Here is a 23,559-nt window from a genome sequence, read left to right on the forward strand (position 1 = left end):
CGACAGCACGAAGTCGACGAAGGCGTATCCGCCGTCAGGGTTGGCGGCCTTGGTCAGCCAGCAGATCGGATAGTCGGTCGAGGCGTTCTGCGCGTCCGGGATGGCAATGCCCCTGACCTTCGTCCCGGCGGCCCGGACGTCGGTCACGTACACCACGGCGGCGTCCACCTCGTTCGTCTCGACCTTGGTCAGCGCGGCCTTGACGTCCGGTTCCAGGGTGACCGGCCTGACCGTCAGTCCGGCGTTGTCGAAGACCTTCTGAGCGGTCGCGCCGCACGGCACCTGGCCCTGGCACAGCGCCACCTTCACGCCGGGCCTGGCCAGGTCCGCCAGGCCGGTCACGCCGGCCGGGTTGGCCGGCGGCACCGCGATCTGCAGAACGTTGCGGGCGAAGGTCGTCGAGTCGACTGCCGCCTTGGCGTCGATCACCTGGGTCATGTTCTTCGCCGAGGCGGAGGCGAACACGTCGGTCGGCGCGCCCTGGGTGATCTGCAGCGCGAGGGCGGAACTGGCGCCGAAGTTCAGCTTGACCTGAATGCCCGGGTGTTCGGCCTCGAACTGGGCGGCCAGGGTGGTGAACGACTCGGTCAGCGACGCCGCGGCGAACACCGTCACGGTGCCGGCGATGCTGTCCACCCACCCGCCGCCCTCCGGTGCCGAGGCGGCGGAGGTGCGGTCCGAGGCGCAGCCCGCGGCGGTCAGCGCCAGCGCGGCCAGCGCGGCGAGGGTTCTGCGGTTCATGGCTGTCCCTCAGCTCTCGGCGGGTACTTCGACGACGACGTTGGTGGCCTTCACCGAGGCGACGGCCAGGGTGCCCGGCTGCAGGCCCAGCTCGTCGGCGGCCTCCCGGCTCATCAGCGACACGATCCGGAACGGGCCCGCCTGCAGCTCGACCTGGGCCATCACGGTGTCGCGCACCACCCGGGTGACCAGGCCGACCAGCCGGTTGCGCGCGGACTCGCTGGCCATCGGCCGGATCGCCGGACGCTCGGCGGTGCCGGCCAGCTCGGTGGCGAAGGCGGCCAGCGCCGCACCCTCGATCGCCAGCCGGCCGCCCTCGGTGACGGTCGGCAGCCGGCCGGCCTCGGCCCAGCGGCGGACCGTGTCGTCACTGACGCCGAGCAGCGCGGCGGCCTCCCGCACCCGGAACGTTGCCATGGATCTCACTATAGAGCCGCAGTTACGGATCTATGAGTCGGTTAGTGCCGCAGATGCCGCATTGACAAGGGTCGGTTATCCGGCTGCCCGGCGCAGGTAGGTTTCCCCGCCGCCGGACAGCTGACCGGGCCGGAGCGCAGTTTCTCAGCTGAGCAGCAGGACGGAGACCTCGTCGCCGGCGTTCACCTGCTGGCCGTCTGCCACCTGGGCCAGCCCGCCGGCGGACGCCGACGCGGACAGCTGGTGCGAGTCCTGACCGGCCACCGGACGGACGTGCAGCCGGCCGTCCGGGCCGAACCGGCAGCCGACCCGCAGGTAGGCGGTGCGGCCGTCGCCGTGCGGGCGGGACAGCGGCGCGTCGGCGATTGCCAGCACCTCGCTCGGGTAGGGATCGGGGTGGCCCATCCGGTGCCGCAGGGCAGGTCGGGCCAGCAGCTCGAAACTGACCAGCGCCGACACCGGGTTGCCGGGCAGCCCCAGCACCGGCACCGGGCCCTCCGGCCCTGGCAGCGTGCCGAACGCGAACGGCTTGGCCGGCCGGATCGCCACCTGCAGCCAGGTCAGCCCGCCGAACTCCTCCAGCGCCGCGCGGACCGGGTCGGAGTCCCCCATCGACACACCGCCGCAGGTCAGCACCGCGTCGCAGTCGCGCACCGCGGCGCTGAGCCGCTGCCGTAGCGCGGGCACGTCGTCGGCGGCCACCCCGAGGTCCACCGGCACGCAGTTGGCCCGGGCCAGCAGCGCCAGCAGCATCGCCCGGTTGGACTCGTAGATCTGGCCCGGACGCAGGTCGCCGGCGGTCACCAGCTCGTCGCCGGTCACCAGGACGCCCACCCGCAGCCGCCGGTAGCCGGTGATCCGCCGGGCGCCGACGCTGGCCAGCACGCCGAGGTGCGCCGGCCGCAGCACCGTTCCAGCGAGCAGCACCAGCTCACCGGCCGGCACGTCGCTGCCGGCCCGCCGGATGCCCGCGCCTTCCGCGACCTCGGCCCGCACCTCGACCTGGTCGCCGGCCGCGCCGAGCTGCTCGGTGCGGGTGGCCGAGGTCCGCTCCACCATCACCACCGCGTCGGCGCCGGCGGGCACCGGCGCACCGGTCATCACCTTCCAGGCCTGGCCCGGCCCTACCGGGCGGTCGGCCACCGTGCCGGCCAGCACCGAGCCGAGCACCGCTAGCCGGACCGGCGCAGCCTCGGACGCGCCTGCCAGGTCGGCGGCGCGTACCGCGTAGCCGTCCACGCTGCTGTTGTCGAAGGGCGGCACGTCGCCCGGCGCGACCACGTCGGCGGCCAGCACGCAGCCGTCGGCCTCGGCCGAGGGCAGCGGCACCGGCTCCAGCGGCGGGCAGGCGGCCAGCAGCAGCCGGCGCGCCTCGACCAAGTCGATCACCGCGTTACCTTATGACCAATCCGTTCCCGGTAGGGCCGCGGCACCCTGCCGTGGCACCACGGGCCGGACGAACCCACCCGGACACCACCGAGCGAAGGAACGGTCATGAAGCTCTGGACGAAGCGCTGCCTCGCGGCAGCCCTGGTGGTCGGCGCGGCCTGGACGATCGGCCCCAGTGCCGCCGCGGCCGACGCGCTCAGCCACCGCACGGTCACTGCTGCCGCCACGGCCTGCGACAACGGCGGAATGATCGGCTCGGGCACCGTCATCTGCTCGCCACCGACTGCCGGCTGACGAGTTCCCGGGACGACCCGGGCGGCGCGGTCCGGCGTGCGCCCGCCCAGGTGATCGAGCCGGCGCCGGGCACCGCGAGGAGCATGCCGGTGGCCACCGTGAGGCAGGCTGGCGATCCTGGGCGGGCTCGCCATCGGGCAGACTGGCCCGGTGCATCCCGCCCAGCCACCGGAGGTCAGCCCGGACGGCGCCGATCCCACCGAGGCGGGTGTCACCGAACTTCCTGCCCTGACCGAGCCCGCCGTCCCCACCGAGCAGCCGTCCCGCACGCTGATCCGGCGCGGGCCGCTGCAGGGACTGCCGGTCGAGGTCGCGGTGCTGTCGGCGGTGGCGTTCTTCGTCGCGGCCGGGTTCGGCATCGTCGCCCCGGCCATCCCGGTGTTCGCCCGCAGCTTCGGGGTGTCGCGGACCGCGGCCGGTGCCGTGATCAGCGCCTTCGCGCTGATGCGGCTGGCCTCGGCGCTGGGCTGCGGCCGGCTGGTGAACCGGCTGGGCGAGCGGGTGGTGCTGGGAACCGGCATCACCATCGTGGCGGTCAGCAGCGCGCTGGCGGGCCTGTCGGCCAACTACGGCCAGCTGCTGACGCTGCGCGGCGCCGGCGGCATCGGGTCGGCGATGTTCTCGGTGTCCGCCAGCTCGCTGCTGCTCAGCGTCACCTCCTCGGGGCAGCGCGGCCGGGCGATGGGTGCCTTCAGCGGGGGTTTCCTGCTGGGCGGCATCGCCGGCCCCGGGCTCGGTGGCCTGGTGACCGGCTGGTCGCTGCGGGCGCCGTTCTTCCTCTACGCCGGCACCCTGGCGGCCGCCGGCGGGGTGGGGCTACTGATGCTGCCCCGCCGGACCCGCCGGCGCGGGCAACCGGCCGAGCAGGCTGCCCGGTCACTGCTGACCGTCCGCGAAGCCGTCCGGCTGCCGGCGTTCCGGGCCGCCGCCGGGGTGAACCTCGCCGACAACTGGGCCGCAGTGGGCACCCGGTCGGCGCTGGTGCCGCTGCTGGTGGTCGAGGCGCTGCACCGATCCCCGATCTGGACCGGGATCGGACTGACCGTGTTCACCCTCGGCAACATCGCGACGCTCACCGTGGGCAGCCGGCTCGCCGACCGGAAGGGCCGCCGGCCGTTGCTGCTGGCCGGCTGCCTGGGCAGCGCCGCCGGCACCGCGCTGCTGGTGCTGCCGCACTCGCTGCCGCTGTTCCTGGTCGCGATGGCGGTCTTCGGGCTGGGCAGCGGGCTGCTCGACGTGGCACCCGGCGCGATGCTCGGCGACGTAGCCGGCGGCCGGGGCGGCACCGTGGTCGCGGCCTACCAGATGGCCGGGGACTTCGGCAGCCTGACCGGACCGGTGCTGGCAGGCCTGCTGGCCGACACCGCCGGCTTCTCCGCCTCGTTCGCCCTGACGACGGCGGTGCTGCTGGCCGCCGCCGGGGTGGCGTTCCGGGCACCGGAAACCCTCCGCAAGGCAGAACCCAACCGCACCTGAGCCGGCCTTTAGCCGCCCTTTTCGGGAATTCGGTATCCGATATGCACGCCAGGGCGGTCGAATCGGATGCGAAACGGCCCCGGGTCGCGTGTGTGATACCCAGCGGTCGTCCTAGCACTCGCTGGGTATTCCACACGCGCTCCTCGAGACGCCGGACGGGGCAACTGTCATAAGGATCGAACGTCCAGGCGGTCGATCCTTATGACAGTCGAGCCCGCGGACTGGAAGGAACCCGGCAGCTAGCGCACGGTTCAGCGGAAGCCGGCGATCGGATGCGGCTGGTAGCCGCTCTCCAGCCGGTCCACCTCGTCGGCGGTGAGCTCGAGCTGCAACGCCGCCACCGCGTCGTCCAGGTGCGAAGCCTTGGTCACCCCGACGATCGGGGCGCTGACCACCGGGTTGCGCAGCACCCAGGCCAGCGCCACCTGGGCCCGCGGCACGCTGCGCTCGGCGGCCACCTCGGCGACCCGTTCGACGATGACCCGATCAGAGTCCAGGTAGAGCGTCTTGCCGAACTCGTCAGTCTCGCTGCGCGCGCTGCCGGCGTCCCAGTCGCGGGTCAGCCGGCCGCGGGCCAGCGGGCTCCACGGGATCGCGCCGACGCCGAGGTCGGCGCACAGCGGCAGCATCTCCCGCTCCTCCTCGCGGTAGAGCAGGTTGTAGTGGTTCTGCATGCTCACGAACCGGGTCCAGCCGTTCCGCTCGGCGACGTGCTGGGCCTTGGCGAACTGCCAGGCGTACATCGACGAGGCGCCAAGGTAGCGCACCTTGCCGGCCACCACCGTCTCGTGCAGCGCCGCCATGGTCTCGGAGATCGGGGTGCGGTCGTCCCACCGGTGGATCTGGTAGAGGTCGACGTAGTCCACCCCGAGCCGGCGCAGGCTGGCGTCCAGCTCGGCGAGGATCGCCTTGCGCGACAGCCCCGCACCGTTCGGCCCCGGACGCATCCGGCCGTGCACCTTGGTGGCGAGCACGATCTGGTCCCGGTCGGCGAACTCGCGCAGCGCCCGCCCGACGATCTCCTCGCTGGTGCCGTCGGAGTAGACGTTGGCGGTGTCGAAGAAGGTGATGCCGGCCTCCAGGGCCTGCCGGATCAGCGGGCGGCTGGCCTCGGGGTCCAGCGTCCAGGGATGGTTGCCGCGCTCGGGGATGCCGAAGCTCATGCAGCCCAGGCAGATGCGCGAGACGTCCATTCCGGTCGAACCCAGCTTGGTGTAGTCCATGCCTTCGACCCTAGGCGCCGAAGCGAACCCGGCCTGTCCCGGAGGCTGCCATCAGGGACGACACGCCGGTGCCGGCTCGGCCGGGCGGCCAACCAGCCGAAAGGGAGGTAGTGGACTATGCCCTGATGCATGGAGATGCCCTGGACTTGGTGCTGGTCGCCCTGGCGTTGCTGTCGGCGCTGGGCGGCTACCGCCGCGGCCTGATCTGCTCGATCACCTCCTTCGCCGGCTTCGTGGCCGGTGCCGCGATCGGCGTCCGGATCGCGCCGGCCATCGGCCGGGCCGTGCTCAAGGCTCCCAGCGACGCGGGTTCGGCGGACCAGGCGATCGGCCAGCGGGTGGTCATCCTGGCCGTGGTGTTCGCCTGCGCCACCCTCGGGCACCTGATCGGCCAGGCGATCGGCAACTGGCTGCGCGCCCAGGTGCACCGCACCCCGTTCGGCCCGGCGGACGGCGTCGGCGGCGCGGTGATCTCGGTGGTCACCCTGCTGGCGCTGGCCTGGCTGCTGGCCGTGGCACTGGCCTACGCGCCGGCGCCCGCGCTGGCCCGCCAGATCCACCGCAGCCTGGTGCTCAACACCATCGACCGGATGGTGCCCGGCGAGGGCCAGCGGGTGGTGGCGAGCCTGCTGCGGCAGTTGCAGCAGCACGACCTGCCGGCGGTGTCCGGGCCGTTCACCACCCTGCTCGCCCCGTCGGTGGCCGCGCCCGACCCGGCGGTGGTGGCACCGGCGATCCGGGTGGCCGGGAACTCGATCGTCAAGATCACCGGCGAGGCGCCGTCCTGCCGGCGGGCCATCGAGGGCACCGGGTTCGTCTTCGCCCGGGACCGGGTGATGACCAACGCGCACGTGCTGGCCGGGGTCACCTCTCCCCGGGTCAGCGCGCCCGGCGGGGGCAGCCCGCTGGCGTCGAAGGTGGTGCTCTACGACCCCAACCGCGACATCGCGGTGCTGCTGGTACCCGGGCTGAACCGGCAGCCGCTGGCCATCGCGGGCCCCGCCGACAGCGGCACCTCGGCGGTGGTGGCGGGCTATCCGGAGAACGGGCCGTTCACCGCCGACCCGGCCCGGATCGCCGGCCGCACCAAGGTGACCGGGCCGAACATCTACCAGGACCGCACCGTCACCCGGCAGGTGTACACGGTGCGCGGCCGGGTGCGGCCCGGCAACTCCGGCGGCCCGCTGCTCAGCGACACCGGCCAGGTGTACGGGGTGGTGTTCGCCGCCAGCGTCGACCAGGCAGGTGTCGGCTACGTGCTGACCGCCGCCGAGGTGGCCCCGGACCTGCAGGCCGGCCGGACCGCCACCGCCACCGTCGGCACCCAGGGCTGCGACTGAGTCAGCTGGGTCGCCCTGAGAGTCAGTCGCGCGGCCGGCTGGCGTAGCGGGCGGCGCTCAGCACCCAGGCGTCCTCGAGCAGCGCGCCGGGCAGGTCGGCACCGAACCGCCGGTCGGCCTGCTGCCGCCAGGCCACCCCGAGCCGGCTGCCGGCCGCGGCGCCGAGCAGCCCCACCACGCTGGCCAGCGCCGTCCGGCGGCGGCTGCCGCCCTCACGGGAGCCGAGGATGGCCCCAGCCACCGCGCCGCAGGCCAGGCGCGGCAGCAGCCCCTCCGGCTGCAACCGGCTCGGGGTCTGCGGCAGCTTGTCACCCAGCAACTCGCCGGCGGTGGCCGTGCCGGCCAGCCGGCGGGTCCACCGGTTGCCCAGCAGCCCGTCCGACGACGGGTTGGTCAGGGTGAGAGCGGCCAGGCCGGACGTGCTCCGGCCGCCGGTGGCCAGGCCCAGCAGGGCGGCGCGTAGGAGAGAAGGCATCCCCGCACCCTATGCAGCCAAGCTGGGCGAACTGGCCGGGAGGTTGCCCGGCAGGCGGCCGTGGCGCACAAAATGCCCGGCGCTGCCGAGTGGCTCCCCGCGTCCCGGCGCCGATGCCCTATCAATGGTCCGGTGGCCATCCAGCACCATCACCAGGTACATCCGGGCGAGCCGCGGCTGCCGGCCGCGCTCGCGGTGCTGACCGCCGTCGCGCTCTACAGCCTGCTGCCCACCCGGCTGCTGATCGAGCCTCGGTTCGTCGTCCCGGTGCTGGAGTTGCTGCTGTTCGTCCCCTTGGTGGCAGCCAACCCGCGCCGGATGACCCGCGGCAACCGCGGCCTGCGCCGGCTGGCGATCGCGCTGGTGCTGCTGATCGCGGCCAGCAACGCGGTCGCGCTGGTGCTGTTGATCCGCCAGCTGGTGGTGGGCCACGCCCAGGAGGACGCGCCGACCCTGCTGCTGGCGGCGGGGCAGGTGTGGCTCACCAACGTCCTGGTGTTCGCGCTGGCCTACTGGGAGCTGGACCGGGGCGGCCCGGTGAGCCGGACCCAGGTCTCCCGGCCGCGGCTGCCGATCGCCGACTTCCGGTTCCCGCAGGACGAGGACCACGACGCCATCTACGAGGTGGCCAAGCGCTCCTCGCAGAAGTCCGGCTGGGCACCGGGGTTCATCGACTACCTCTACGTCTCGGTGACCAACTCCTCGGCGTTCAGCCCCACCGACACCATGCCGCTGTCGCCGCGCGCCAAGATCCTGATGGCGGTGGAGTCGGTGTCGGCCCTGGTGCTGTCGGTGCTGGTGATCTCCTACGGAGTAGGCCAGCTGAAGTAGGCCGCCGGCTCTCGCTCAGTCGGTCTGCGGCTCAGTCGGCCCTGCTCGGTCGGTCCTGGCTCGGTCGGTCCTGGCTCGGTCGGTCCCGGCCCGGTCCGGCGCGGGCAGCCCGGCCAGGGCAGCCGGCAACGGCCGGCGGTGCAGGATGCGCAACCGCTGGGTGGCCCGCGACATCGCCACGTACAGGTCGCTGGCGCCCCGGGGACTGCCGGCCAGGATGGCAGCAGGCTCCACCAGCACCACCGCGTCGAACTCCAGCCCCTTGGACTGCGCCGGGGTCAGCACCGCCAGCCGCTCGCCGGCGCCGGGCAGCTCGCGCAGCTCTTCGGCGAGGCCCGGCTGGTCGGTCGCCGCGGCGATCACCGCCAGCCGGCCGGCCGTCCCGTCGCCCAGCGCCTCCAGCTCCGCGGTGACCACCCGGGCCACCGCCGCGGCCAGCCCGCCCGCGACCCGCTCCGCGGTCGGTGGCCAGTCACCCTGCCGGGCCGAGGTCATCGCGGTGGCCGGGATGCCGGACTCGGCCAGCATCGCGGTCGCCACCTCCACGATCCGGCCCGGTGTGCGGTAGTTGACGGTCAGCTCGGCCAGCCGCCAGCGGCCGCCCACATAGCGGTCCAGCATCTGCTCCCAGGACCGCGCCCCGGCCGGCGAGCCGGTCTGGGCGATGTCGCCGACCACGGTCATCGACCGGGACGGGCAGCGCCGCATCAGCAGCCGCCACTGCATCGCCGACAGCTCCTGGGCCTCGTCGACCACCAGGTGGCCGAACGCCCAGTTCCGGTCACTGGCCGCCTCCTCGACCAGCTCCCGGCGGGACCCGCCCGACCCATAGCGGTCGGCCAGGGCGTCGGCGGTGGTCATCCGGGCCGCGTCCGGGGCCAGGTCGGCGACCATGTCCAGCACCCGGCCGGCGTACTCCACCTCCCGGGCCCGTTCGGCCGCCTCGGCCGAGCGGGCCGCGGCGTCGGAGTCGGCCTCGTCCGGACCCAGCAGCTCAGCCGCCTCGTCCAGCAGAGCCACGTCGGCCGGCGTCCAGGGCGCCGACCGGGGCCGGTGCAGGGCCCGTCGCTCGGCCGCGGACAGCCACGGCGCCAGGACAGCCAGCGCCTCGGCATCGGCGTACAGGTCGCGCAGCAGCCGCTGCGGGGTCAGCGGCATCCAGCACAGGTTGATCTCGCGCCGGACGTCCGGTGAGTTGCGCAGCGCGTTGATCAGCTCGCCGCGGGTGTCGGCGTCCAGGTCGGTCCGCTGCGCCTTGGCCAGCCGGCCGGCCAGCAGCTCCAGCAGGTCGCCGACGAACCGGGCCCGCGCCTCGTTGTGCGGCTTGCGGGAGTGCTGCGCCCGGCCGCGGGCCTGCTCCACGTCGCGCGGGTACAGCGTCACGGTGCTGCCCTCGACCTCGAGCCGGACCGGACCCGCCGGGATCCGCTGCCGGGCCTTCACGGCCGCTGCCAGCAGCCGGGTCATCCGCAGGTCGCCCTTGAGCACCGCCGCCTCCGGGCTGTCGCTGGCCTGGGCCTCCACGCCGGGGAACAGCTGGCCGGCGGTGGCCAGCACCACGCCGGTCTCGCCGAGGCTGGGCAGCACTTGCTCGATGTAGTGCAGGAACCGGTTGTTCGGCCCGACCACCAGCACCCCGCTGCGCGAGAGCCGGTCGGCGTGCGCGTAGAGCAGGTAGGCCGCCCGGTGCAGCGCCACCACCGTCTTGCCGGTGCCCGGCCCGCCCTGCACCACCAGGACGCCGGCCATCGGCGCCCGGATGATCTCGTCCTGCTCGGCCTGGATGGTCGCCACGATGTCGCGCATCCGGCCGGTGCGCTGCGCGTTGAGCGCCAGCATCAGCACCCCGTCGGCCGACACCCCGGCGGTGCCGGCCTCGGAGGCGGCGAACCGGTCGAGGTCGAGCACCTCGTCGGATACCCCGGTGACGGTGCGCCCGGAGGTGCTCAGGTGCCGGCGGCTGACCACGCCGTCCGGTGCCGCCGGGGTGGCCCGGTAGAACGGCTGGGCGGCCGGCGCCCGCCAGTCCAGCAGCAGCCGGGTGCCGTCGGCGTCGGTCAGCCCGATCCGGCCCACGTACCGGTCGCTGCCGTCGGCCATCGCCAGCCGACCGATGCACAGCCGCTCCTCCACCGCGGCCAGCCGCTGCTGGTGCTGCGCGGTCAGGGTCAGGAACGCCTCCCGCTCCACCCGGGCGGCCGGGGTGCCGGCGGTGGCCGACCGGCGCAGCTGGGCCAGGGTGCGCTCGGTCTCGGCCCGCACCTCGTCCAGCCGGGCATAGCGGACGTCGAGGTCGGCCTGCTCGGCGCGCAGCAGCGCAGCCATCGCCGCCTCGGTCACTCAGGCCTCTCCCTGCGCTCGTGCCAGTCCGCGGGCGTCGATCTTGCCCTACCGGGCGGACGGGCCGGCGGGCGGGCCAACCAGACAAGGCGGACGGGCCGACCAGACAAGGCGGACGGGCCGACCAAACAAGCGGGCCAGCCGGACAAGGCGGGCGGGAGCTAGCCGGGCACCCGTTGCGGCACGGGCTTGTCGACGTCGACCTTGCCGAGCTGGATGACCGACGCGCCCAGCAACGCCATCAGCACCACCAGGCCCAGCCCCGACCACGGCCCGCGGTGGATGTGCTCGTCATAGACCAGCACCCCGACCACGATGCTCAGCAGCGGGTCCACGGTGGCGATCGCCGGCAGGCTGGCGGTCAGCGGGCCGGCCTGGAAGGCCAGCTGGCTCAGGAACAGCCCGATGGCGCCCACCACCACCACGGTGTAGAGCTGCCAGCTGGTCAGCATCACCAGCGGGCCGTGCACCGCGCGGTCGGTCAGCCCCTTCAGCAGCGCGGCGGTGGCGGCGTAGACCACCCCGACCGCCACCCCGATCAGCGCGGCGGCGTCGGCGGCCGGCCGGCGGCGGTGGGCCAGCACCAGGCAGGCCAGCGCCAGCACCAGCCCGGCGACCGCCGCCACCACGGCCGGCAACCGGTCCGGGCCGTCCCCGCCGGCGCCGGGATCGGTGCCGGCCAGCGACAGGAACCCGACCAGGCACGCGGTCAGCACCAGCGCCCAGCGCACCTCGGCCCCGGTCACCGGACGGCCCTGCCGGCGGCGCAGCAGCAGCGAGAACAGCAGCCCGCTGATCAGCAGCGGCTGCACCACCGCCAGCGCGCCCAGGTGCAGGGCCAGCACCTGCAGGGTCAGGCCGATGCCGTCGGCGACCACGCCGGCCAGCCACAGCCGGTGGCTCAGGGTGGCCGTGACGAAGCGGGCCAGCACCCCGACCCGCAGCCGGCTGACGTGCGGAACCTGGGCAGCGCTGGAGTGCTTGAGGTTGGTGGAGACCGCGAAGGCCAGTGCCGATCCCAGGCTCAGGACGACGACGAGCCAGTGCACGGACATCCCCAGCTCCGTTCCGGCCCGCCCAGCGGCTCCCTCACGACCTCGTTCCGGTCGGCCAGCGAAGGGTAACCCGGGCCCCGCTGCCGCCCTCGGAGTTGGCCGCCGTGGCGGTGCCGGAATGCGCCCGCATCACGCTGCGCACGATCGCCAGCCCCAGCCCGGTGCTGGCCTGCCCGCCGCCGTCGCGCTCGGGACGGCTGCGGGCCGCGTCGTGCCGGCTGAACCGTTCGAAGGCCACCGGCAGGAACTCCGGCGCGAAACCCGGCCCGGAGTCGGTGACCTCCAGCTCGGCCAGCCGCGACTCGCCGGCCAGCACCCGGACCGCGATCCGGACCTGGCTGCCGGCCGGCGCGAACCGCAGCGCGTTGAGCAGCACGTTGTCCAGCGCGCGGCGGATCCGGTCCGGGTCGCCGCACACCGGCAGCGGTGCCTCCGGGGCGTCCACCACGATCTCGACCGACCGGCTGCGCGGGGCGGACCACGCCGCCCGGCGGGCCTGCTCGGCCAGCTCCACCAGGTCGAACTCGGTGAACCGGACCGCCTCCCGCTCGTCCCGGTCGAGCACCAGCAGGTCCTCGGCCAGCCGGATCAGCCGCTCGGTCTGCTCGGCGGCGATCTCGACGGTGGCGACCAGCTGCTCGCGGGTACGGCCCGGCCGGCAGGCCAGCTCCAGCTCGCCGCGCAGCACGGTCAGCGGGGTGCGCAGCTCGTGGCCGGCGTCGGCGACGAAGGCGAACTCCCGCTCGTAGGCCTCGTGCAGCCGGCCGAGCAACCCGTTGAGGGTCTCCCCCAGCCGGGAGATCTCGTCCCGGCCGCCGGGCACCGTCAGGCCCGCCCCGGCGTCGCGGGCCTCCAGCTCGGCGGCCTGGGCGCGCATCCGCTCCACCGGACGCAGCGCCGCGCGGGCCAGCAGCCAGGCGCCGGGACCGGCCAGCAGCAGCACGATGGCGCCGAGCACCAGCAGCTGGATGGCGGCCCGCTCGGCAGCCTCGTCGATCACCTCACGGCTGGTGGCGACCGCGACCACCAGGCCGGGCCGGGTGGCGGGCTCGGACAGGATGCGTACCTGCTGCCGGCCCCGGCCCTGGTCGGCCGGCAGCTCGCCGTCGAAGAGGTGCTCGCCCTGCTGCCTGGCCGCCGCGGCCTGCGCCGGGGACAGCAGCGGCCCGGAGCGGGCGTCGTCGGTGGCCAGCACCAGCCGTCCGGAGCTGTCGAGCACCTGCCCGTAGCTGCCGCTGGGCAGCCGCAACCGGCCGACCGGGCCGCTGCTGTCCGGGCCGGTGGCGTCGTCCAGCTGGGCGATCAGGTCGTCGGCCCGCGAGCGCAGCCCGCTGTCCATGCTGCGCTGCAGGTCGGAGCGCAGGTCCAGCACGAACAGCGTGCCGACGGCAAGCAACAGCAGCAGCGTGACGACGCTGAACTGCAGGGCGAGCTTGAGCCGGAGCGGCACCAGGAGCTAGCCGACCGGGACCGGGCGGGGCCTGGCCGTCGCCAGCAGCCGGTACCCCGAACCCCGGACGGTCTCCAGTTGCTCCACCCCGAACGGGCGGTCGATCTTGCGGCGCAGGTAGGCGACGTACTGGTCGACCACGTTGCTCACCCCTTCGTAGGCGAAGTCCCAGACGTGTTCCAGGATCCTGGCACGGCTGAGCACCTCGCCGGGGTGGCGCAGGAAAAGTTCCAGCAGCGCGAACTCCTTGGCCGACAGCTCCAGCACGGTGTCCTCGCGCCAGGCCAGCCGGGCCGCCGGGTCCAGCCGCAGGCTGCCTGCGGTGAGCACCGTCGGCCGGCGGGGGCTGCCGCGCCGGATCAGCGCCCGCAGCCGGGCCGACAGCTCGCTGAAGCTGAACGGCTTGGCCAGGTAGTCATCGGCACCGCTGTCGAGGCCCGTGATGCGGTCCCGCACGTCGGTGCGGGCGGTCAGCAGCAGCACCGGCGCCCACCGGTTGGCCTGGCGCAGCCGGCGGCACACTTCGAAGCCGTCCGCCCCGGGCAGCATCAGGTCCAGCACGATGGCGTCGTAGTCGATCTCGGTCGCCTGCCACAGCGCCTCGAGGCCGTCGCTGACCACGTCGACGGCATACCCGTCCTCGCCCAGGCCACGGCGCAGCATTGCCGCCATCCGGACATCGTCTTCAGCCACCAGAATTCGCATAGCCCGCACTGTAGGAACTAGAACATGTGAGGAGGATGTCACCGTACTCCCCGCTAGGCGTGCCGGGCCCTCGGGCCGGGGCCAGCATGGCTACCATTCGCGCAATGCCTGCTCATCCCGCCCCGCGTAGCGCTGCCCGGCACCCGGCCGGGCAGCGGTGTGTTCGCGGCCGGCAGCCCGGTGGCCGCCGCGGATGAGGATCGCCCACGTCACAGACTGCTACCTGCCCCGGATGGGCGGCATCGAGCGCCAGGTCCACGGCCTGGCCACCGCCCAGCTGGCCGCCGGCCACGACGTCACGGTGCTCACCTCGGTGCCGGCCGGCAGCCCGGACGGCGCTGACAGCACAGACGGCATCCCGGTGCTCCGGCCGGCCGGCGCGGGCTCCCGGCCGGGCGCCATCCGCTACCAGGCCAGCCTGCGCGGCCGGCAGGTGGCCGCCGGCTACGACCTGGTGCACGTGCACCTGTCCACCTTCTCGCCGCTGGCCTTCACCGCCGCCGCCGCGGCCCGGCGGGCGGGGGTTCCGACGGTGGCCACCGTGCACTCGCTGTGGTCCTACGCCACCCCGATCTTCCGCGGCTCGGATGCCGCGCTGGGCTGGCGTTCCTGGCCGCTGGCCTGGACGGCGGTGAGCAGCGTGGCAGCCCAGGAGCTGGCGCGGGTGCTGCGGCCGGGCACCGAGATCTCGGTGCTGGCCAACGGCGTCCGTCCCGAGCTCTGGCAGCTGCCGGCCCGCGGGCCGCGCGCGCAGGACCGGGTGGGGATCGTCAGCGTGATGCGGCTGGCGGCCCGCAAGCGGCCGATGCAGCTGCTGCGGGTGCTGCGGGCGGTCCGCGACCAGGTACCGGCCGGCATCGCGCTGGAGGTCCGGATCATCGGCGACGGCCCGCAGCGCGAGGCCATGCAGGACTACCTGCGCCGGCACCGGATGACCGGGTGGGTGGAGCTGACCGGCCAGCTGGACCAGCCGGCGATCCGCGACCGGTTCGCCGACGCCGACCTCTACGTCTCGCCGGCTGTCCTGGAGTCCTTCGGCATCGCCGCCCTGGAGGCCCGGTGCGCCGGGCTGCCGGTGCTGGCCTTCGCCGGCACCGGGGTGGCCGACTTCGTCACCGACGGCCGCGACGGCGTGCTGGTCGGCAGTGACGGCCAGCTGGTCGCCGAGCTGGCCCGGCTGGCCTGCTCGCCGGCGGCCCGGGCCGAGCTGGCCGGCTACCAGCAGGGCGGTCCGGGCTCCCAGCAGGGCGGTCCGGGTTCCCAGCAGGGCGGCTCGGGCTACCGGTGGGAGGAGGTGCTGGCCACCTGCGAGCAGGTCTACCGGCGTGCCTTCGCCCAGTCCGGCCGGCCGGTGCTGGAGCCGGTGCCCGCCGTCCGGTCTCGATGAGCTTCTGCCTGGTCTCCTTCCACGCCCATCCCGACGACGAGGCGCTGCTGACCGCCGGCACCCTGGCCCGGGCCGCGGCCGAGGGGCATCGGGTGGTGCTGGTGGTCGCCACCGGCGGCGAGGCCGGACTCAGCGACACCGAGCCGGGGAGCGAGCTGGCCGCCCGGCGGGCCGGTGAGCTGGACCGGTCGGCCGCCGCGCTCGGCTGTGCCAAGGTGATCCGGCTGGACTACCCGGATTCCGGGATGCGCAACGAGCACCGCGGCTTCGCCTCGCTGCCGGTCGAGGAGCCCGCCGAGCGGTTGGCCGGCATCCTGCGTGCCGAGCGGGCCGACGCGCTGACCGTCTACGACCGCAACGGCGGCTACGGCCATCCCGACCACGTGCAGGTGCACCGGGTCGGGCACCGGGCGGCCAAGCTGGCCGGCACCCCGCTGGTGCTGGAGGCCACCGTGGACCGCACCGTGCTGTTGCGCGCGGTGGCACTGGTGCGCTGGACCGGGCTGCTGCCCGCCGGCGCCGACCGGCTCCGGCACAGCTACAGCGACCGGACGGCGATCACGCACCGCATCGATGTCCGGCGCTACGCCGGTGCCAAGCGCCGGTCGATGGCCGCGCACGCCAGCCAGGCCACCGGTGGCGACCGCCGGACGCTGGCCCTCTTCACCAGGCTCCCCGGCCCGCTCTACCGCCGGGTTTTCGGCACCGAGTGGTTCATCGAGGCCGGCCGGCCGCCGGGCAGCCCGCCGCTGGGCGATCTGTTCGCCAGCCTGCGCCCGACGGGCTGAGCTCCGGAAAAAGAGTCTTGACAGCTGGCAGATGTTACGTAAAGTAACCGTTCGAAAGCCGCTAAACCTTCGTGTCTCCCCCGTGGCAGGAATGGCGTAGCGGCTTTCGCCTTGTCCGCCAGCCCGGCCTACCGGCCCGGGTTCCCGGCCGACAGGCGGGTAACCGGCTACAAAGCTTCCCGCCGTTGCAGCCACTGCATCGCCAGCCAGCCGGCCGGCACCGGCAGCCAGAAGGTGGCCAGCCGGAACAGCAGCACCGCGCTGATCGCTGCGGCGCTGGCCATGCCGGCCGCGGCGAGCCCGGTGGACAGTGCCACCTCCACCGCACCCAGCCCGCCCGGGGTGGGCGCCGCCGCTCCGATCGCGGACCCGGCCAGGTACACCACCGCCACCTGCGCCAGCGCCGCCCCGCCACCGAAGGCGTGCACCGAGAACCACAGCGCGGCGATGTAGCAGCCGTTGAGCAGCAGCGCGCCGAGCAGTCCCTCGGCGAGCTTGGCCGGTCTGGTCAGCAGGTTGAGCAGCCGGGGCAGCGCCTCGGCCAGCGGCGGCAGCAGCCGGGCGAGCAGCCAGCGCCGGGTGGCCGGCACCGCCAGCGCCACCGAGACCGCCACCCCGAGCGTGCCGAGGGCGAAGAACGCCCAGCCCGGGATCGGCACGCTGTGCCGGGTGGAGACCCCGGTGGCCGCGGCGAAGGCGATCAGCAGCACCACGTGGGACGCGCCGTTGACCACCTGGGCCATCCCGACGCTGGTCGCGGCGTTGGCGGTGCGCAGGCCGGCCTTGCGCAGGTAGCGCAGGTTGACCGCGAGCCCGCCGACCGCCGGCGGGGTGACGAAGCCGGCGAACGAGGCCGCCAGCTGCACCAGCACGGTGCGCAGGAAGGACAGCCGCTCCCCGACGTAGCCGGTCAGCGCCAGCGCCGCGCCGAGGTAGGTGCCCGCCGAGGCGGCCAGCACCAGTGGCAGCCACTCCCAGCGGGCGCTGGTCAGCACCGTGAGCAGGTCGACCGAGCCGAGCTGGCCGACGATCAGGTAGCCGGCCACCAGCACCGCCACCACCGAGATGATGGTGCGCGGCCGGACCCGCTCCACCCTGGCCGGATCCGGCGCCGGTTGCCGGGTCTGCCCCTCGATCTCCTCGCGGACCGCCTCGATCAGGCCGGGGTTGTTGCGGATCGCCTCCCGGGTCTGGGGGGTCAGCGCGATCGGTTGCAGCACCGCGACGATGGCGGCGAGCTCTGAGTCGGTCAGCGTGCCGCGGGCACTGCGCACCGCCCGCGGCACGCCCACCAGCGCGGCGGTGCTGACCAGCAGCTCCACCCGGTCCAGGTTGATCCGCAGGTCGGTGGCGAACGGGGTGCCGTCCCGCGGAATGGGCAGCAGCACCCGGCCGTCCGGCTCCACCAGCAGGTTGGCCGCCCGCAGCCCGCGATGGGTGATCCGGCTGCGGTGCAGCGTCAGCACCCCGGTCCACAGCTGGTCCAGCTGCCGGTCGGTCGGCTCGGTCAGCGGGCTGCCGGTGACCCGGTCATAGACCAGCGCGATCGCGTCCGGGCCGCAGCGCACCCCGGCCACCAGCCGGGGCATCGCGACGCCGGTGGCGGCGGCCGCCATCGCCAGCAGCGACCGGTGCTCGGCCACCCGTTCCAGCGACAACGCCGGCGACGGGGCGATCTCGGCCCGGATCCGGATCAGCCGGTAGAGGTTGTAGACCGCCCCGGAGGCGATCAGGTCCCGGTCCAGCACGTGCACCTGCAGCTGCCGGCCCTCGCAGTCGGTGCCGAGGTAGCTGCGGTGCTCCTCGCCGTCCGGCGCGGTGCGCTCCAGCCGGCGCAGCGCGATGCCCCGCTCGGCCAGCGCCGCGGCGATCTGCCGGCCGTCCGGGCGCCGGTTGAGGCTGCCGGCGAGGTAGCGCACCGCGACGCCCACCACGGCCCCGATCACCAGGCTCAGCATCAGCGACAGCAGAGACACCTTGGTGGCGGTGAACACCGAGATGACGTACAGGCCGGTGGTGGCGACCAGCAGGCCGCGCCAGCGCGGGTCCTGGCTCACCCCGACCACGGTGACGAAGGCCAGCAGCGCCGCCAGGTAGGTGTCCAGCGGGCGGACCGAGGCCGCTGCGCCGGGCCGGATCAGCGCCTCGTGCAGCGCCTCGGAGGCGAAGGCGTCGATCAGCCGGTCGGCCACCTCGACCACCGCGATCGCGATCATGCCGGTGACCAGCGCCTCGATCAGCCGCCGGGTCTGGGCCCGGACGAGCTCGCGCACCATGAAGGCGATCGGCACCACCAGCGCGCCGAAGGCGGCCAGCGTCCGCAGCGCCCGCACCAGCACCGGCGGCGCCTCGGCCAGCAGCCGGACCAGGTCGTCGTTGACGCCACGGCTGGTGTCGCTGGCGACCAGCCCCAGGCCGGTCAGCAGCAGCGCGGCCAGCAGCAGGCCGACCAGCCGGACCAGGTCCAGCGGCCGGCGGACCCGGGCCGGGGTGACGTCGACGACCTCGACCGACGGCGCCACCGGCTGCGGGCGCTGAGGCTTCACTGGCGTTGACACCGTCCGGTCCGGAAGGCGGGCTGGGGACAAGCGCGAGGGTATTACAGCGCCCGGACGGCGATGGGCGCCCGCGCGGGAGCCGGACGACATGCCGAGGGTGCCTCGGTCCGCGCGGGAAGCGGAACGACTAGGTGCCGACGCTGAGCAGCCGCAGCCGGGGCGCGGACTCGTCCCGGCGGGCCAGCCAGGTGCGCAGGTCGGGCCCGGAGATCGGCCGGCTGATGTAGTAGCCCTGCGCGACCTGGCAGCCCAGCCCGCGCAGCTCGTCCAGGGTGGCTAGGTCCTCGACGCCCTCGGCCACGATCCGCAGGTTCAGGTCGGCACCCAGCCCGATGATGGTCTTGATCAGCGCGCGGGTGCTGGCCCGGTTCTCCCCGGACAGCCCCTGCACGAACGACCGGTCGATCTTGACCTCGCCGACCGGCAGCCGCTGCAGGTAGGACAGACTGGAGTAGCCGGTGCCGAAGTCGTCCAGCGAGATGCACACCCCGAGGTCGCGCAGCTTGTGCAGCACCGGCAGCGTCTGTTCCGGGTCGCCCATCACGCTGCTCTCGGTGATCTCCAGGATCACCCGGTCGGCCGGCAGCCCGACCCGGGCGATGGCCTGCGCCACCCGGTCGGGCAGCAGCGGGTCGGAGATGTTGCGGGCCGACAGGTTCACCGCGACGCTGATCGGGTAGCCGTCGGCGGTCCAGGTGCGGCACTCGGCGAGGCCGGCCTCCAGCACCAGCGGGGTGAGCCCCTCGATCAGGCCGGTGGACTCGGCCAGCGGGATGAACCGGTCCGGTCCGAGCACGCCCAGGGTCGGGTGCGCCCAGCGGACCAGGGCCTCCACGCCGGTCACCAGCCCGGTGTTCAGGTCGATCTTGGGCTGGTAGTGCAGCAGCATCTGCTCGGGGTGATCCGACAGCGCCATCCGCAGGTCGGCGACCAGCGCCAGCCGCTCGATCCGGCCGCGGTCCATCTCCGGCCCGTACACCGCCACCCGGCGGTCGTTGGCCTTGGCCTCGTACATCGCGGTGTCGGCCTGGCGCAGCAGGTCCGGCGGCGCCGACAGGCCGGTGCTGGTGATGGCCACCCCGACGCTGCTCTCCGGGGTCAGCATCGCCTCGTCGAACTGCACCGGCTCGGCCAGCGTGTCGGCCACCAGCTCGGCGAGCTCAGCGGCGTCGGCGGCGTTGGGCAGCAGGACGGCGAACTCGTCGCCGCCCAGCCGGGCCACCGTGGCGTTGGCGGGCAGGCAGCCGCGCAGCCGGTCGGCGACCACCTTCAACAACCGGTCGCCGACGTCGTGGCCGAGGATGTCGTTGACCTCCTTGAACCGGTCCAGGTCCAGCAGCAGCACCGCGGCGTCGCCGGTGCCGGTGGTGAGCACGTGGGTGATCTGCTCGCTGAGGTGGGCCCGGTTGGACAGCCCCGTCAGCGAGTCGTGGGTGGCGTCGTAGCCGAGCTTCTCGACCAGCCGGGTGCTGCGGATGGCGACGGCCAGGTGGCCGGTCAGCGTCTGCAGCAGGGTCAGGTCGTCCTCGACGAAGGTGGCCGTCTCGCCGAGCCGGTCCATCACGGTCAGGGTGCCGGCCGATCCGCTGGACAGCGGCAGCGCCACCACCACCGCGTCGCGCACCCCGCGCTCCATCAGCCAGCGCCGCAGCCCGCGGTCCTTGGTGGTCCGGGCGGCCAGCGTCGGCTCCTCCTGCACCAGGGCCCGCACCGCGATCCAGTCGGAGTAGTCGACGGTGCGCCGGCCGAGCACCAGGGCCTCGTCCTCGCCGATGGTCAGGGTCAGCGCCGCGGTCGGCTCGGCGTCGGCCCGGACGGTGGCGAGGTTGGGCAACTGGCCGTCGACGATCATCACCTCGACAGTGGCCGCCCGCAGCAGCTGGCGGATCCGCGAGAGCAGCTGGCCGGCCAGCTGCTCCAGCGACTCGGCACCGACACCCTCGGAGACGAACTCGTGTATCAGGGTCAGCGCCTGGTGGCGCCGCCGGGTCGAGGCGTGGCCGCGGTACGCGCCGGCCCCCACCACGATCACCAGCACCACCAGCGCCGCGCCCAGCGCGCCGTTGCCCAGCAGCAACAGCACGATCACCGCGAAGGCGCTGGCCACCGCGCTGAGCGCGGCGGCCGAGACCAGCACGTCGGCGATCTCGCGACCGCTGAGCGGGCCGTTGTGCAGCCGGATCAGGCTCAGCACCAGCAGGCTCATCAGCTGGTCCACCCCGGCGATCACCACCAGCACCACGACGGCCGTCCAGAAGTCCACCCTGGGCATCGGCTGCAGCCACAGGTGGATGATGGTGGCGTCCAGCGCTGCCTCGCAGGCGTACGCGGCGCCGTTGTAGAGCATCTTGTCGACGTTGATCCGCTGCAGCACGAACGCCACCATGGCCGCGCTCACCCGGGCGATGACCAGGGTCTGCGGTGGGACCAGCAGCACGCCGAGCACCAGCGGTACGCCGGCCAGCGTCAGCGAGTGGGCCTGCCGGCGGAACTCGACGTTCATCAGGAACTGCTCGGCGAGCAGGAACAGGGCGGCCAGGGCGGGCGCCAGCAGCACCGCGGGCACCTTGTTCAGGACCAGGATCGGCGGTGCCTCGGCGTGCCAGGTCAACCCCACGGCCACCGCAGCGAGGATGGCGCTGAGAATCAGCGTCCACCTGGCTGCGCCACCTCGGGTCGATCGGGCCATGTTCTAGTCCCAGCTCGCATCTGACCAGCGCGCCGAGGACCACCGCGCGGACGACCAGCGGGCCGAGGACCACCGGGCCGAGGCCCAGTCGGCGTCCGACCAGCGGGCCGAGGACCAGCGCGCGGACGACCAGCGGGCCGAGGACCACCGGGCCGAGGCCCAGTCGGCGTCCGACCAGCGGGCCGAGTCCAGGTCGTCGGTGCTGGACGCCCAGCCCGGACCGGTCCAGGTGGCGCCCATCCAGTCGCCGCCGTTCCAGGAACGCAGCTGGGAGGACGCGGCCCACCAGGCAGCGGCGTTCCAGGGGTTGCCCTGCACGTCGATCTCGCCGGTCAGCGCGACGCCGTCGGCGTCGACCAGGCTGTCCCCACCGCGGGCGGCGTCCAGCGAGCCCTGGCCGGTGGAGACCGGGAAGCTCTGGGCCGGCGGCTTGAGCAGCCCGCCGAGCAGCTTGGACTGGCTCAGCCGCACCGAGGCGAGGGCCGCGGCGACGTTGAGCTGGCCGGCGCCGGCGTACAGCGGGCTCGCCAGCACCGGGGTGGCGGTGCCGACCAGGGCGGCCTTGACCTGGTCCGGGGTCAGGTTCGGGTAGGCCTGCAGCAGCAGCGCGGCGGCGCCGGAGACCACCGCGGCGGCCTGGCTGGTGCCGCTGCCGCGGAACAGCCGTCCGGTGGTGTCACCGGCGACCCGGCCCTCCGGGTGGTAGGTGTCGATGAACGAGCCCGGGTCGCGCAGCGAGACGATCGAGGCGCCGGGTGCCAGCAGGTCGACGTGCCGCTGCCAGGAGCCGCCGCTGGAGAACGGCGCCACGTTGGGGACGGCCCAGCCGGTCAGGCTGTTCTTGGCGTCGGACGCGCCGACCGCCAGCACGTACGGGTCGATGGCCGGGTCGGTGAGCCGGCCGGCGGACAGGCCCTCGTTGCCACCGGAGACCACCACCACCAGGCCGTGCCGCCAGGCGTTCTCGGCGGCCGCGGCCAGCGGGTCGAGCTGGTAGGACTGCACCGAGTCGGTGCCGAAGGACAGGTTGACCACCCGTACCCGGCTGCCGTCGTAGCTGGTCTGGTGCTCGGTGACCCAGTTCAGGGCCGCGATCACCTGGCTGACGTCGGTGCTGCCGTCGGTGGTGGCCAGCTTCAGCGACAGCAGGCCGGCGTCCGGTGCCACGCCCAGCTGCACCGCCGGGCTCAGGCCGGCGATGGTCTTGTCGGTGAGGGTGGCGGCGTCCCGGCCGGCGATGATGCCGGCCAGGTGGGTGCCGTGGCCGAAGGTGTCGCGGTCGGTCAGCACCCCGTTGGCCTCGATGGACAGGTCCGGGCCGAAAGCGAGCTTGCCGGGTGCGTCCAGGCCGCTGACCGGCGCGGTGCCGGAGTCCAGCAGCGCCACGGTGACGCCCTTGCCGGTGATCTGCCGGCTGGCCGAGTCGCGCTGCTGCCAGACCGACCGGGCGCCGATCGCCCGCTCCACGGTGTAGAGCGAGCCCGCGTCGGCGGCGGCGTCGTTGTGGCCCAGCAGGTCCAGGGCGAGCGTGTCGGCGAGGGCGTCGCCCCAGCGGGCGTCGTTGAAGGAGGCATGCCGGACGGTGCCCGGTGCGGCCTGCAGCGAGGACGGGCTGACGAACGTCGAGGCCGCCAGCGACAGGCCCAGGCTTGCCAGCCCCGCCACGCCGGCGCACGCTGCGCGCAGCCCCGCTGAAGTCGTACCTGTGGCCATCCTTGGCCTCCTTCTCCCGGGGCGTTCCTCGCCCGTATCCGACTGGCTACTGTCAGCCACTTAACACAAACCCTACATTGCGTCGTAGACGCTTCTCAACCGATTCGCAGGATTTGGTCCGCGGCCTTGCAGCCAATTTTCCGCGTTCCTCACCGGTCCGCCTTATCGGCAGATCGACTAGAAAAGTGAGCAGTCAGCGGGCGGCGGCGGGCAGGGTCCGGCGACCGCCGGCGGCAGGTCGCCGGTACCGGGACGGCGAGGCGGGCTCAGGTATCGGCGGACGGCGTCCGGCCCGGTTCGTCCGTCCGGGTCCGGACCGGTTCGGCGTGCGCTCCGTCGCTGCGGGCGTGGCTGCCGGTGACCGGGCCCGTCCCGACCCGGCCGGAGCTGCCGGCAGGATCCGGCGCGGTGGCCGCCCGCTCGCTGAGCCGGCGGTTCTCCCGCAGCAGTTCGCGGCGTTCCCGGCGCAGCCGGATCCGGTGCGCCGCGCCCACCCGCAGCGTCCACAGGCCCAGCGCCAGCACGGCCATGATCGCCAGGCCGGCGATCGCCAGCCAGTAGGCGGCCACGTGGTAGTCGGCATCGAAGACGTGCACCGTGATGGTGCCGTCGTTCTGCACGACCAGGATGATTGCCGCGGCGACCGCGGCGGCTATCAGAAGCAGGCCTATCAGCACCATCTGGGGTC

At 74.0% G+C, this 23,559-nt stretch carries 19 protein-coding genes; 6 read left to right on the forward strand and 13 right to left on the reverse strand.

Translation table 11 applies throughout. The features are described 5' to 3' along the window. The 3 genes from modA to glp form a co-directional block, all read right to left on the reverse strand. A partial coding sequence (gene modA, locus VLJ82_RS12420) for a molybdate ABC transporter substrate-binding protein (RefSeq protein ID WP_408663669.1) occupies positions 1 to 741 on the reverse strand: 741 nt, incomplete at its 3' end. Positions 742 to 750: 9 nt separating this feature from the next. After that, the gene (locus tag VLJ82_RS12425) at positions 751 to 1,158 is read right to left on the reverse strand and encodes a TOBE domain-containing protein (RefSeq protein WP_408663670.1); all 408 of its coding nucleotides are present in this window, start codon (positions 1,156 to 1,158) and stop codon (positions 751 to 753) included. A 144-nt stretch (positions 1,159 to 1,302) separates the two neighbouring features. Beyond that, positions 1,303 to 2,547, reverse strand: coding sequence for a gephyrin-like molybdotransferase Glp (gene glp, locus VLJ82_RS12430; RefSeq protein WP_408663671.1), 1,245 nt, complete (start codon positions 2,545 to 2,547; stop codon positions 1,303 to 1,305). 105 nt (positions 2,548 to 2,652) lie between these two features. On the opposite strand from glp, the gene VLJ82_RS12435 reads away from it, so the two are divergent. Together VLJ82_RS12435 and VLJ82_RS12440 are read left to right on the forward strand one after the other, a co-directional pair. After that, positions 2,653 to 2,841, forward strand: coding sequence for a hypothetical protein (locus VLJ82_RS12435; RefSeq protein WP_408663672.1), 189 nt, complete (start codon positions 2,653 to 2,655; stop codon positions 2,839 to 2,841). Positions 2,842 to 2,991: 150 nt separating this feature from the next. Beyond that, positions 2,992 to 4,317: an MFS transporter gene (locus VLJ82_RS12440; RefSeq protein WP_408663673.1), complete on the forward strand. Its 1,326-nt coding sequence runs from the start codon at positions 2,992 to 2,994 to the stop codon at positions 4,315 to 4,317. A gap of 251 nt (positions 4,318 to 4,568) precedes the next feature. Here the strand turns inward: VLJ82_RS12440 and VLJ82_RS12445 are convergent, their stop codons facing one another. Beyond that, positions 4,569 to 5,540 carry an aldo/keto reductase gene (locus VLJ82_RS12445; RefSeq protein ID WP_408663674.1) on the reverse strand — a complete coding sequence of 324 codons (972 nt, stop codon included), beginning with the start codon at positions 5,538 to 5,540 and terminating at the stop codon, positions 4,569 to 4,571. 125 nt (positions 5,541 to 5,665) lie between these two features. Here VLJ82_RS12445 and VLJ82_RS12450 point away from each other — a divergent pair, with 125 nt between their 5' ends. Further along, positions 5,666 to 6,880, forward strand: a complete 1,215-nt coding sequence (locus VLJ82_RS12450; protein ID WP_408663675.1) for a MarP family serine protease — start codon at positions 5,666 to 5,668, stop codon at positions 6,878 to 6,880. 22 nt (positions 6,881 to 6,902) lie between these two features. On the opposite strand, the gene VLJ82_RS12455 is transcribed toward VLJ82_RS12450, so the two are convergent. Further along, positions 6,903 to 7,355 carry a hypothetical protein gene (locus VLJ82_RS12455; RefSeq protein ID WP_408663676.1) on the reverse strand — a complete coding sequence of 151 codons (453 nt, stop codon included), beginning with the start codon at positions 7,353 to 7,355 and terminating at the stop codon, positions 6,903 to 6,905. 132 nt (positions 7,356 to 7,487) lie between these two features. On the opposite strand from VLJ82_RS12455, the gene VLJ82_RS12460 reads away from it, so the two are divergent. Beyond that, on the forward strand, positions 7,488 to 8,186 hold the full coding sequence (locus tag VLJ82_RS12460) for a hypothetical protein (protein ID WP_408663677.1): 699 nt from the start codon (positions 7,488 to 7,490) through the stop codon (positions 8,184 to 8,186). 15 nt (positions 8,187 to 8,201) lie between these two features. On the opposite strand, the gene VLJ82_RS12465 is transcribed toward VLJ82_RS12460, so the two are convergent. The 4 genes from VLJ82_RS12465 to VLJ82_RS12480 all read right to left on the reverse strand — a co-directional run bounded on the left by VLJ82_RS12465 (position 8,202) and on the right by VLJ82_RS12480 (position 13,736). Beyond that, positions 8,202 to 10,526 (reverse strand): HelD family protein, encoded by a 2,325-nt coding sequence (locus tag VLJ82_RS12465; protein ID WP_408663678.1) that lies wholly within the window; start codon positions 10,524 to 10,526, stop codon positions 8,202 to 8,204. Between the two features lie 161 nt (positions 10,527 to 10,687). After that, on the reverse strand, positions 10,688 to 11,581 hold the full coding sequence (locus VLJ82_RS12470) for a DMT family transporter (protein ID WP_408663679.1): 894 nt from the start codon (positions 11,579 to 11,581) through the stop codon (positions 10,688 to 10,690). 34 nt (positions 11,582 to 11,615) lie between these two features. Then, a complete protein-coding gene (locus VLJ82_RS12475) occupies positions 11,616 to 13,031 on the reverse strand; it encodes a sensor histidine kinase (protein ID WP_408663680.1) in 1,416 nt (471 codons plus the stop codon). A 6-nt stretch (positions 13,032 to 13,037) separates the two neighbouring features. Next, the gene (locus tag VLJ82_RS12480; RefSeq protein ID WP_408663681.1) at positions 13,038 to 13,736 is read right to left on the reverse strand and encodes a response regulator transcription factor; all 699 of its coding nucleotides are present in this window, start codon (positions 13,734 to 13,736) and stop codon (positions 13,038 to 13,040) included. A gap of 193 nt (positions 13,737 to 13,929) precedes the next feature. Between VLJ82_RS12480 and VLJ82_RS12485 the strand changes: the two genes are divergently transcribed. Together VLJ82_RS12485 and VLJ82_RS12490 are read left to right on the forward strand one after the other, a co-directional pair. Then, positions 13,930 to 15,123 (forward strand): glycosyltransferase family 4 protein, encoded by a 1,194-nt coding sequence (locus VLJ82_RS12485; RefSeq protein WP_408663682.1) that lies wholly within the window; start codon positions 13,930 to 13,932, stop codon positions 15,121 to 15,123. Further along, positions 15,120 to 15,911: a PIG-L deacetylase family protein gene (locus tag VLJ82_RS12490; protein WP_408663683.1), complete on the forward strand. Its 792-nt coding sequence runs from the start codon at positions 15,120 to 15,122 to the stop codon at positions 15,909 to 15,911. The genes VLJ82_RS12485 and VLJ82_RS12490 overlap by 4 nt, the downstream gene beginning before the upstream one ends. Positions 15,912 to 16,078: 167 nt before the next feature. Here VLJ82_RS12490 and VLJ82_RS12495 read toward each other — a convergent pair whose 3' ends face one another. The 4 genes from VLJ82_RS12495 to VLJ82_RS12510 form a co-directional block, all read right to left on the reverse strand. Beyond that, positions 16,079 to 18,457, reverse strand: coding sequence for a lysylphosphatidylglycerol synthase transmembrane domain-containing protein (locus tag VLJ82_RS12495; RefSeq protein WP_408663684.1), 2,379 nt, complete (start codon positions 18,455 to 18,457; stop codon positions 16,079 to 16,081). A gap of 139 nt (positions 18,458 to 18,596) precedes the next feature. After that, positions 18,597 to 21,092, reverse strand: coding sequence for a putative bifunctional diguanylate cyclase/phosphodiesterase (locus VLJ82_RS12500; RefSeq protein ID WP_408663685.1), 2,496 nt, complete (start codon positions 21,090 to 21,092; stop codon positions 18,597 to 18,599). A gap of 69 nt (positions 21,093 to 21,161) precedes the next feature. Continuing rightward, positions 21,162 to 22,871 carry a S8 family serine peptidase gene (locus VLJ82_RS12505; RefSeq protein WP_408663686.1) on the reverse strand — a complete coding sequence of 570 codons (1,710 nt, stop codon included), beginning with the start codon at positions 22,869 to 22,871 and terminating at the stop codon, positions 21,162 to 21,164. 266 nt (positions 22,872 to 23,137) lie between these two features. After that, positions 23,138 to 23,551: a hypothetical protein gene (locus tag VLJ82_RS12510; RefSeq protein WP_408663687.1), complete on the reverse strand. Its 414-nt coding sequence runs from the start codon at positions 23,549 to 23,551 to the stop codon at positions 23,138 to 23,140. Positions 23,552 to 23,559: the final 8 nt, after the last annotated feature.

The sequence above is a fragment of the Jatrophihabitans sp. genome (assembly GCF_035474675.1).
Classification (GTDB): Bacteria; Actinomycetota; Actinomycetes; order Mycobacteriales; family Jatrophihabitantaceae; genus Jatrophihabitans_A.

Bases quoted from the DNA above. Each gene is read 5' to 3' on its own strand.
- VLJ82_RS12425 (WP_408663670.1), bottom strand. From the start codon at position 1,158: ATGGCAACGTTCCGGGTGCGGGAGGCCGCCGCGCTGCTCGGCGTCAGT.
- VLJ82_RS12435 (WP_408663672.1), top strand. From the start codon at position 2,653: ATGAAGCTCTGGACGAAGCGCTGCCTCGCGGCAGCCCTGGTGGTCGGC.
- VLJ82_RS12445 (WP_408663674.1), bottom strand. From the start codon at position 5,540: ATGGACTACACCAAGCTGGGTTCGACCGGAATGGACGTCTCGCGCATC.
- VLJ82_RS12450 (WP_408663675.1), top strand. From the start codon at position 5,666: ATGCATGGAGATGCCCTGGACTTGGTGCTGGTCGCCCTGGCGTTGCTG.
- VLJ82_RS12455 (WP_408663676.1), bottom strand. From the start codon at position 7,355: ATGCCTTCTCTCCTACGCGCCGCCCTGCTGGGCCTGGCCACCGGCGGC.
- VLJ82_RS12470 (WP_408663679.1), bottom strand. From the start codon at position 11,581: ATGTCCGTGCACTGGCTCGTCGTCGTCCTGAGCCTGGGATCGGCACTG.
- VLJ82_RS12480 (WP_408663681.1), bottom strand. From the start codon at position 13,736: ATGCGAATTCTGGTGGCTGAAGACGATGTCCGGATGGCGGCAATGCTG.
- VLJ82_RS12485 (WP_408663682.1), top strand. From the start codon at position 13,930: ATGAGGATCGCCCACGTCACAGACTGCTACCTGCCCCGGATGGGCGGC.
- VLJ82_RS12490 (WP_408663683.1), top strand. From the start codon at position 15,120: ATGAGCTTCTGCCTGGTCTCCTTCCACGCCCATCCCGACGACGAGGCG.
- VLJ82_RS12505 (WP_408663686.1), bottom strand. From the start codon at position 22,871: ATGGCCACAGGTACGACTTCAGCGGGGCTGCGCGCAGCGTGCGCCGGC.
- VLJ82_RS12510 (WP_408663687.1), bottom strand. From the start codon at position 23,551: ATGGTGCTGATAGGCCTGCTTCTGATAGCCGCCGCGGTCGCCGCGGCA.